This window comes from Microbacterium sp. CPCC 204701, assembly GCF_004010105.1.
In the GTDB taxonomy this organism is placed as follows: Bacteria; Actinomycetota; Actinomycetes; order Actinomycetales; family Microbacteriaceae; genus Microbacterium.
The window spans coordinates 1-10,252 of sequence record NZ_RRYE01000074.1; the positions used below are offsets into that span (position 1 = coordinate 1).

Consider the following 10,252-nt stretch of genomic DNA (forward strand, 5'->3'; position numbering starts at 1 on the left):
GCCGCCGGGCTCGCGGCCCTCGACCACGTGGCGGGTGCCGCGTCCCGCGACGAGGTCGAGGCGGCGCTCGCCCGTGCCGAGGCGCGCGACGGGAAGGTCGCCGTCGACGTGGTTCCCGCCTTCGTGCGAGCCACGCTCGAGCGCTCGGCGCCCTGACCGGTGGGTCTCACCTTCCGCTCGCTCGCCGCTCATGGCGCGTGCCGGAAGCGTCGTGAGCACCTCCCGGCCGAGCCGGCGGCCTGAGCCCGGAGCCGGGTGAGGCGGTGGGTGAAACTGGCCTGCAGACCTTGCGTCCAGGTTACAGTCCTGCTTGATGCAGAGTCCGTCGGAGGATCGCTGCACTCCCTCCGGTCGCATACTCACCCACGCCGCGCTAGAAGTCCACGGGGGCTGCATCAGTAGTCGACTCGAGGGGGGACCTGCTGCCATGCAACACCGCGCCGCGTCGTCGAAGGGTCGCCGCCAACGCATGAGCCGATCGTCGGACAGAGACGGTGCTCACCGAGCGGCCGCAGACCGTCGTGAGCGGCGAGGCCGGGGGCGTGGATACGTCGCGGTGGTCGCTGCGCTGGCTGTATCGGTGTTGACGCTGGGGCCCGTACCTGCGGCGACGGCGGCGGGACCTGGGGTGCTCAACGTGGCCCTCACCCCCATCGACGTCGCCGACGGTTCCGTCATCACCAGCACCCAGGACGGCACCCACGACAACCGGATCACCTACCAGGTGCAGTACAGCTGTACCACCGACGTGTGCAATGACACGCAGCTGCAGTTCTCGCCGTCGGCCCCTGATCCGCAGGGCATTCTCCCCGCCGATCGTCACCTGCTGCAGTGGGAGTCCTGGGTGGCGCCTGTCGGGGCCACGATCAGCGGCACCGACACGACAGGCAAACTGGCGAGCCTCGGCAACCTCACACCGGGCACCAGCGGCTCGTTCACGATGACCTACACGGTCACCCCGGACCGGCACCGTGACGTGCCGTGGGGATCGTTCTATCCCGACGGCTTCCAGATCGAGATGGCTGCGACGGCCTCGTCACCGACCGCCGTTGCAGACGTCACCGGGAACTCGACGCCGGTGACGTGGAACATCGGCCTGCCGGGTGGGGCGGACCCGACCGTCGGTCCGCAGGTCGGCATCACCGCGCCGGCCAGCGTGAGCACCGACGTCGCCGTCGACTACAACCTGACCATGAACAGCGGCGTCCTGTTCTACGGACCCGGCGCCAACGTCACCGGCAATGCGGCCCTGTCCGCCGCCGGCAGCTATACGGTCGTCTACCAGGCGCCACCGGAAGCTGTCATCACCGCTGCTGAGCACGGCGGCGTCATCGATTCCGCGGCGAACACGGTCACCTGGACGGTCGGCTCCGCGGATGACCCGAAGTACGCGGCTCGCGGCGGCTGGGGTCTCAACCTGACCGGCGGATTCAACGGGGGAGGAGCGGGCCTGTCCAACCCGCCCGGAAGTGCCATGGGCGACGACGACTACGCTCTCTGGCGCCACCGCGCCGTGACGCTCGAGTTCCCCGGTGCGAACTTCCCCGAAGCCGACGCCGACGGCTGCAACTTCGCCACCACGGTGAGCAGCTCGATCAGCGTGACGGTCACCTACCTGGATGAGGCCCGCACCTCCAAGACCGCCACGGCGACCCGCGACAACCAGGTCGCGTGCTGGGACCCCTTCGGTGGCATCAACTTCGGCAAGCTCGTCTACGGCGGCGCAGGCAACCAGTTCGGACAGGCCGATGGCAGCATCGGCGGTGGCGTATTCGCCGCCAACGTTCCCGCAGCGGGCCAGCCCGACCGCACCGCGCTCTACTGGAGAGTCGAGGTCTCCAACCGGGGCAACGTCCCCGGCGTCGCGGTGATCGACGAGCCGAACCTGTCCCAGCCCGACGCCCCGGTCTATCAGATCTGGTCCACCCGGGTCGGCATCACCGCCGAGTGGGTGCGCAGCGACGGCGCCACAGGCACCACGACGCTCGCGCCGGGACAGGTGCTGACCGCGCCAGGCACGACGCACTTCGTGAGCGCCCGTGTCACCACCGACTCGATCCCGGCCGGCCGCGTCCAGCAGTCCGACACCACAGCGACCCCTGCCTACGTGCACTACCGCATGCGGATCAGCTCTACCGCCCCGATCGGCGAGCAGCGCACCAACAGCGCCGATATCACGATGACCTACCCCGGTTACCCCGATGACATGGAGATCATCCCGTTCGACCTGGAGCAGACGGCGGAGCGGACGATCCAGTTCACCCGGCCGAGCCCGGTGATCGGGGCAGCGTTCTCAGGCGCCCCGGTGGTGGAAGGCGGCGGCCCGCTGGTCCCCGGCACGGAGGTGACCTACACGGTGGGAGGCTCGACCAACGCGATCTGGCCGGGCACCGAGGTCCGTCCGCAGCTGTCCTTCATCGCCCCGATCGGGTGGACGATCGTCTCCGGATCGGCCGGGATTCCGGGTGCCCCGCCGGGAGTGACCTATCAGTACGCCACCAAGACGATCGGCGGCGTCTCCAGGGAGGTCGTCGTCGCCACATGGCCGGGGGACATCGCGCCCAGCACCACGGGACTGGAGACCTGGCCCGCGATGACGGTCCGAGCCACTCCGACCGCCGCCGCACCGACAGCGACCGGCGCCGCCGTCGCCCTGGCATGGGCCGGCGACGACAGCGGCACCCTGTCGGATTCGATCACCGCCGCGTTCATCTCGAACACCAACCAGTTCCGGACCATCTCGACCGGCGTCAACGACGCCTCTGACATCGACGGTGACGGCAACACCACCGAGGACTTCGCCCAGAGCGCCGGCTCCGCGGCGCTCACTGTGGCGGCGCCGTCGGCGATGCAAGTGGTCAAGGAGCTGTGCGTTCCCGACGACAGCGCACCCGGTGGGTGCGTATGGGCGTCGGATGCGACCCAGCCGCACTACGTGCCGGTCACCGCAGACGACATCACGTATCGGATCACCATCACCAACGGCAGCGCCACCGCGCTGACCGACGTGATCGCCTATGACGTGCTTCCATATGAGGGCGACACCGGCCTGCTGCCCGATTCGCCGACGCGAGGGTCGCAGTTCGACCTCACCCTCGCTGCGATCGAATCGGTGTCGCCAGGGGTGACGTTGGCCTACTCGGCATCGACGAACCCGACCCGGCCGGAGGTCCATCCGAGCGCCCCCGGAGCGGTCGACGACTGGAGCACCGACCCCGACGGCAAGCAGGCGCTGCGGATGGCCGTCGCGACCCTGGCGGCCGGCGCATCGGCACAGGTGGTGTTCACGGCTGCCGTAGACGGGAGTCCGGTCGCCGACGAGCAGGCGTGCAACTCGGTCGCGGTCGACTCCGCCCAGAGCCTGCCGGCGGAACCGCTGGCGGTGTGCGTGACGCTGGCCGAAGCGGACCTCGCCATCGAGCTCACCGAATGGGACAACCTGCAGGCCGGTCGTCCCAGCACGCTCGGCTTCACCGTCACCAACCTCGGCGGCTCGGCGCAGGCGCCCGCGACGGTGGCGCTCGAGATCCCGGATGGCGTCACCGTCACAGATCTCACGATCGACCGCTGGAACTGCACCGTGGGCGGCGGCGGCACAGCCCCGGTCAGCGGGCCGGTCACGCTGAGCTGCGCCCCTGTGGACGACAGCAGCCAGCCGCGGACCCTCGAGCGGGACGTGGCCGAGGTGCTGTCGTTCCCGGTGGTCGTCGAGGACGACAGCGGCGAGCTGTGCACCACGGGCGAGATCAACGGCACCCTGTTCGACCCCGACCTGGACAACAACACCATCAGCGGCTGCGAGCAGATCGCGCCGCCGCCCGCCGGCCTGGTCGTCACCAAGGACGACGGCCAGACGACCACGCAGATCGGCGCGGAGTACACCTACACGATCACCGTGACCAATACGCTGCTGGCCGAGGCGGTCAACGGGGCTGTGGTGAGCGACACGCTGCCCGCCTCGCTCGAGCTCGTCTCGGCCGACGGCGGCGCAGTGGTGGCCGGGCAGACGCTCACCTGGTCGCTGGCCGGGCTCGCCCCGCTGGCCGAGGTGGAGCTTCACGTCACCGTGCGAGTGCTCGCCAACGCGGCATTCCCGATCGTGAACGAGGCCGCGGTGACCGCCCCGGACCCCGGCTTCCCCGGCGAGACGCTCACAGACAGCGCGCAGGACTCCAACGTCGTGCTGCTCCTGTCGGTGGCCAAGACCTCGGACGCTCGCCCGTCCGGGGCGCAGGCCGGGGATGTGATCACCTACACCGTCACGGTCACCGGGGACGATGCCGGCGACTACGCCGGCGGCACGATCACCGACGACCTCACCGACGTGCTCGACGAGGCCACTTTCGTGACCGGCTCCGCATCGCTGTCGATCGACGGCGGCACCGCGGAGGCGGTCGACGATCCGGTGGGAAACCTGCTCACCTGGACCGGCACGATCCCGGCCGGTGCCGACGCGGTGCTCACCTACCACGTGACCGTCGGCGCCCCCGTGAACGGGGAGCTGGTGAACAGCGTCAGCGCCTCGTCTGACCCGACCGACTGCGACATCGCGACGGGGCTGGACGAGAACGGGCTGGCGTGCGCGGTGCTCACCACGCCGTTCGCCCCCACGATCGCCAAGACCGTCGAGAGCCTGGCCCAGGCCGACGACGGCTCGTGGACGATCCAGTACGGCATCGATGTCGTGAACCCGGCCCCGGCCGACACCGTGTACGACCTCGACGACGCCCTGGCCTTCGGGCCGGGTATCACGGTCTCCTCGGCTACGGTGACCCCGCCGGCCGGGATCACGGCGGAGGCCTGGGCGGGCAGCGGCGACGTCGTCCTGGCCGGCGACCTGCCGGCCGGCACGACCCACCATTACTCGGTCACCGTGGTCGCGGACGCCGGAACCGCGGCGGGAACGGCCGCAGCGTCCTGTGCACCGGGTGCAGCACTCGGATTCGCCAACACCGCGACCCTGACGTTGAGCGACGGGGCGGAGCGGCAGGCGGAAGCCTGCGCGGAGCCGGTTGAGCCGGCCGTGGCCAAGGCGCTCGACGGAGCCCCGGTGCAGGGCGCGGACGGACGCTGGACGGTGACTTACCTCATCACGGTCACCAACGGCGCTGAGCGGCCGGCCGACGGACTGGCCTATCACCTCCAGGACTCGCTGGACTTCCCCGCCGGCCTGACCGTGGACGAGGTGCAGGTACTCCCGCCGGCGGGCGTCACCGCCAACGCCGGCTTCACCGGCGGGCTCACCGAGGTCGGGGGAGCGGCAGTGACCGGCGATCCCGAGCTCGTCGACGGCGCAGCACGCATCCCGGCCGCGACCGGGGGCACCGCGACGGTGCAGGAGTACCGGGTGCAGCTGATCGTGACCTCTGGCGCGGGATCGGTCGACCCGACCCTGCTCACCTGCGGGCCGGCCGGTGCGGGATACGGCAACTGGGTCGCCCTGCTGGCCGGTACCACCGAGCTCGGCCGTGCGACCGCCTGCGCCGACATCCGGCTGCCCGAGCTGCAGTTCACCAAGATCGTCGACACCGGCGCCGGCACCCGCTCAGGAGACAGCATCACCTACACGATCATCGCCGCGAACGTGGGAGACGCGGACTTCACCGCGGGTGATCCGGCCGAACTGGTCGACGACATGACCGGGCTGCTCGACGATGCCCGTTACCTGGAGAACGCGACCGCGGACTCGGGCACCGTCGTGTCGGTGCCGCCGGCGCTGACCTGGACCGGGCCGCTGCCCGCCGGCGACACCGTGGAGATCAGCTACTCAGTGCTGCTCGGGGATGCCGGAACCGGAGACGGCAGCATCGTCAACCAAGTCCGGCTGGCCGGCATCGGCACACCGACCGGCGCGATACCCACCTGCGTCGACACCCCGGCCGGAAATGCGGGAGAACCCGCCTGCGCCGTCACGCTGCAGCTGGACACCCGTTCCCTCGCGGTCACCGGAACGGTACTCCCGCTGCTCGCGCTGCTCGCGGGCGCGGTCGCCGCGGTCCTGATCGGGATCGCGCTCATGCGCCGTCGCCATGCGGAAGCGGGCTGACGTCTCGGCGGCTCCTGCGAGCACCGGCACCTTCCAGGCATGCACGACCCGTCCCGCTCCCACGACCTTCTTCGCGGGAGCGGGGCGGGCAGGAGCCCTCGGCGTGCGGGCTCAGCTCTCGGGGTACGCCGCGGCGATATCGAGAACCCAGGTCACCCCGAAGCGGTCGGTGAGCTGTCCGTACAGCGGCGCCCACTGCGACGGCTCGAGCGGCTGGCGCACCGTGGCGCCGATGCTCAGCTTCTCCCAGTGGCGCTGCAACTCGTCGGCGTCGGTGCCGCGGACCGAGACGAAGAACGGGTCGGCGCCCTGATCCCAGGGCAGCTGCGGATACACGTCGTACGCCATGATGCGGAAGCCGTCGGCCGCCGTCACCTGGCCCCACACGACGTGGTCGGCGGTCTGCGGATCGGTGTCGCCCATGTCGGAGTAGCTGATGATCGTGAGCTCGCCGCCGAAGGCGTCGCGATAGAACTCGAGCGCCTCCCGTGCCGAGCCGCGGAAGTTGAGGTGAGGGGTGACGGCGATCGTCATGTCGGTGTCCTGTCGTTCGGTGTGAGCCGCGCCCCCTGCGGGCGCAGTTCGATGGTCTCGACAGAAGAGGTCAGGTAGTGTCCGCTACTGCTGAGAGCATGGCGCTGTGCCGAAAACGTCGTCTCGCATGCTCACACTGCTGTCGCTGCTGCAGACGCGTCGCGATTGGCCCGGGACCCTGCTGGCCGATCGCCTCGATGTCAGCGCGCGCACAGTGCGGCGCGACATCGATCGGCTGCGCGAACTCGGATATCGAATCCAGGCCATCAAGGGCCCCGACGGCGGCTACCGGCTCGAGGCCGGCGAAGAGCTGCCGCCGCTGCTGTTCGACGACGAGCAGGCGATCGCGCTCGCGGTGGCGCTGCAGGCGGCGACGCTGACGGCAGCGGGGATCGAAGAGGCCGCGCTGCGGGCGCTGACCACGGTTCGCCAGGTGATGCCGGCACGGCTGCGTCACCGCCTCGATGCGTTGCGTTTCACGGCGGTGCCCGAGGGAGGCGCGTCGGTCTCGCACGACGTTCTCGCACAGGTGTCGGCGGGGATCCGCGCGTGCGAAGAGCTGCGGTTCGACTACGCGCGGGTGGGTGAAACGGATGCCGCCGCCGCGCCGGCCGGCCCGCGGCGCGTCCAGCCGCATCACCTGGTGGCGACGCGTGGGCGCTGGTATCTGATCGGGTGGGATGCCGAGCGAGAGGACTGGCGCGTGCACCGCGTGGACCGCATGTCGCTGCGATCGCACCGCGGTGCCCGGTTCTCACGCCGCGAGATCCCGGGCGGCGACGCGCAGGCGTTCCTGCGTGCACGGTTTCGCGGAGCCGTCGAGGGCGACGCATGGTCGTGCCGCGGGAGGGTTCTGCTGCATGCCCCCGCGTCACGCGTCATCCCGTTCGTCGACGACGGCATCGTGGAGCCCGTCGACTCCGGGTCCTGCCTCGTGGAGCTGGGCGCATGGTCGTGGGGTGCACTCGCCGCTCTTCTGCTGCGGTTCGAGGTGCCGATCGAGGTTGTCTGGCCGGCGGAGCTGAGCGCCGCGTTCGCCGAGCTCGGTCGGCGAGCGTCCGAGACCGCCCTGCAGGGCGGTCGCGGGCCTTCCGATGCCATTCGAGCCTCAGGGGGCTGACGGAGGGTCCGGCTCTCCAGGCACAGCATCCACGCGCGTCGCCGATCGGATCGTGCCGCCTTCGCCGCCGTCTGAACGACCTGTTCAGCCGCCGCGCGGCGAGGCGGTCGAGCCTTCTCGTCGGGGACTTCGTCGCGGGACGCCAGCGCAGCCCGGCGTCCCACCAGGAGGGGCCTCGCACGTGCGGAACGCCGTCGATCATCTGGATCTCCCACCCGCCGGTGTCGATGGTGCGGTGATGGAACCAGCAAAGCAGCGCGCCGTTGTCAGTATGGGTCGGACCGCCTCTCGCATGCTCCTCGACATGGTGGATTTCGCACCACTCCGGCGGCACCTGGCAACCGGGGATGAGACATCCGCCGTCGCGAACGGTGATCGCTCGCCGCTGGTGGTGATTGAAGATCCGGTCGGGTGTCGTCAGCGACACGATGCGGCCGCCCGGCCCCAGGACGACCCTCTGCACCGAACCGGTGCATGCGATGTGCCGCGCGACCGCGAGCGCAATCGGCTGATCGTCGCCTGGGATCCACGCCAAGCCCTGGTTCTCTGCGAGGTCCGTCTCTCTCACCGAGACGACGAGGGTCGGCGCGGCGCCGCCGAGCATCGGCAGACCCCCGGAGGCTGCGGCCGCCGTCAACAGGACGGCCAGAGCATCGTGCTGCTTCTGCGTGGGGCTGCGCGAGTCCGCCGCGGTCTCAACCGGCTCATCTCGATCGTCCGGATCGTCTTCGATGAGGCGGGGGCCGACAACCGGTACCCCGTCGATGCGAGGATTGAGCACACTGTCGAGCCCGCGCTGCAGCTGTGCCCCAACCTCGGGCAGCAGCTGACCGCGCACCGGCACGAGGCCGTCGTCGTTGCGGCGCCCGACAGTGAGCCCGCGCTTTCGAAGTGCCCGCGCCTCGTCGGGTTCGGAGCCGTCTTGATCCAGATAGGCCGCCCATACGGACGCGTAGGCGCGGAGCTCGTCCGCGGATGCCGGGGGTGCGGCATCCGCGCCCTCACCACGTGCAGCCGCCCCGAGCTCTTCGTCGGCTGCGAGCAGCTGCGCGCGGCCCGCGGCGCATCCGCGGAAGGCGCCCACCACGGCGAACACGCCGTCGACGCCGATCTCGCCGTCGAGCAAGGCCGCCCGCAGCGCCGGGAGCTCGGCGGGCAACACCTCGCCGGTCGACAGCGACGTGCGCTGCTGCACTGCCTTCGCGGCGACCACGACGGCAGTTGCCGTGCGCCCTGATACGCGGGTCGCCCGCTGGAGGAGCTCATTGAGGTTGCGGCATCCGTATCGCGTCGTCGGGCGGTCGGCATGCGAGCGTGCGTCGTCGCGCTCGAGGATCTGTCCGCTCGCCTCGACCAGCACGGCCTCGGCAAGTCGCTGAATCCGCCCGGCCGCAGCCAGTGTCGCGAGCACCTCGTCGTCTTCGGCCGCTCGAAGACCACCGTCACGGAGGGCCGAATCCACCACGTCCGAGAGCGCCTCGCCGAGTCGCGAGAGTGCGTCGACGAGGGGTGTCATGAGTCACATTCCGGCGAGGGCCTCCGACATTGAAACGACCAGATCAAAAAGAAATTCCGGCCAGTGGACAAGTCGCTCATAAGACCCGATCGAGGACCCTGGGGAGGAGTCGATGCGACGTCGGAGACCGGCTCAGGATCTCCCAGCCTGCCCCCGGCCGCGCCGTGCTCACTCCTTCGTCGCGAGCACGAATCCCTGCTCGTGCTTCTCGGACGACCTCGGCGCGCGATCGAGCACCGTTGTCACGGCGAAGCCGGCCGAGCCGAGCGCATCGCGCACATACGGGGTGTGGTGCAGGTAGGCGGTCAACTCGACATCGTGCCCGTACGGCTTGTCGATCCGCCGCTCGCCGGTGCCGGCCTGGAAGCCGAGCAACAGCATCCCTCCCCGTCGCAGCACGCGGCGGAACTCGGCGAGCACAGAACCCAGCCGATGCGGCGGCGTGTGGATCGTGGAGTACCACGCGAGCACGCCGTCGAACCGCTCGTCGTCGAACGGCAGGTCCGCGTTGTCGGCGACGACCAGCTCGAGACTCGGATACGCAGAGCGGGCGACCTCGAGCATTGACGGCGACAGGTCGCTCCCCGCGACGACGAGGTCACTGTCGACCGAGCCGAGGAACCCGATCATCCGCCCGGTCCCGCACCCCGCATCGAGCACGGCCGCTGGACGCGGCGCGAGCGACTCGACGAAGTGCCGCACCATCGCGAGATCGACGTCCGCCTCGTACCGCGTGTCGGGGACCATCTCGGCGTAGTTGACCGCCACCGTGTCGTACGCCGTCCGGGTCAGGTCCGTGGTCTCGCCGCTCATGCGACCATCCTCGCCGCCCGCGTCACGGCGACCGCGAGTGCAACGCCGTGAGCACGAACTCGTGCGTCTCGCCATCCGCCGCCGCGGCGAGACCCTGGCCACCGGTGTAGCCGAGGCCGCCGCTGGTCATTCCGCCGACGTGGCGCCCCGGCTCGAGGAGCACCGCCCGGGAGCCGGCGCGTGCCGCGGCGACGGCGGCGCACACCCCGGCCGACGTCGCCGC

At 70.5% G+C, this 10,252-nt stretch carries 5 protein-coding genes and 1 pseudogene; 2 read left to right on the forward strand and 4 right to left on the reverse strand.

Annotated features, from left to right (window positions below; genetic code table 11):
* Positions 1-637 precede the first annotated feature (637 nt).
* Positions 638-6,046, forward strand: a complete 5,409-nt coding sequence (locus EIO58_RS06940) for a DUF7927 domain-containing protein (protein WP_127818912.1) — start codon at positions 638-640, stop codon at positions 6,044-6,046.
* Between the two features lie 111 nt (positions 6,047-6,157).
* Here the strand turns inward: EIO58_RS06940 and EIO58_RS06945 are convergent, their stop codons facing one another.
* Positions 6,158-6,580, reverse strand: coding sequence for a VOC family protein (locus EIO58_RS06945; protein WP_127818913.1), 423 nt, complete (start codon positions 6,578-6,580; stop codon positions 6,158-6,160).
* 127 nt (positions 6,581-6,707) lie between these two features.
* Between EIO58_RS06945 and EIO58_RS06950 the strand changes: the two genes are divergently transcribed.
* Positions 6,708-7,700, forward strand: a complete 993-nt coding sequence (locus EIO58_RS06950; protein WP_127818914.1) for a helix-turn-helix transcriptional regulator — start codon at positions 6,708-6,710, stop codon at positions 7,698-7,700.
* A gap of 421 nt (positions 7,701-8,121) precedes the next feature.
* On the opposite strand, the pseudogene EIO58_RS06955 reads toward EIO58_RS06950, so the two are convergent.
* From EIO58_RS06955 to EIO58_RS19290, 3 genes and pseudogenes are all read right to left on the reverse strand, one after another.
* A pseudogene (locus EIO58_RS06955) lies at positions 8,122-9,216 on the reverse strand (DUF222 domain-containing protein); the annotation flags it as partial.
* 168 nt (positions 9,217-9,384) lie between these two features.
* A complete protein-coding gene (locus EIO58_RS06960; RefSeq protein WP_164861567.1) occupies positions 9,385-10,029 on the reverse strand; it encodes a class I SAM-dependent DNA methyltransferase in 645 nt (214 codons plus the stop codon).
* Between the two features lie 22 nt (positions 10,030-10,051).
* The coding region (locus tag EIO58_RS19290) for an FAD-dependent oxidoreductase (protein ID WP_240658617.1) at positions 10,052-10,252 on the reverse strand (201 nt) is incomplete at its 5' end.

Excerpts from the sequence above, each read along its gene's own strand:
- EIO58_RS06945 (WP_127818913.1), bottom strand. The coding sequence starts at position 6,580 with ATGACGATCGCCGTCACCCCTCACCTCAACTTCCGCGGCTCGGCACGG.
- EIO58_RS06950 (WP_127818914.1), top strand. The coding sequence starts at position 6,708 with ATGCTCACACTGCTGTCGCTGCTGCAGACGCGTCGCGATTGGCCCGGG.
- EIO58_RS06960 (WP_164861567.1), bottom strand. The coding sequence starts at position 10,029 with ATGAGCGGCGAGACCACGGACCTGACCCGGACGGCGTACGACACGGTG.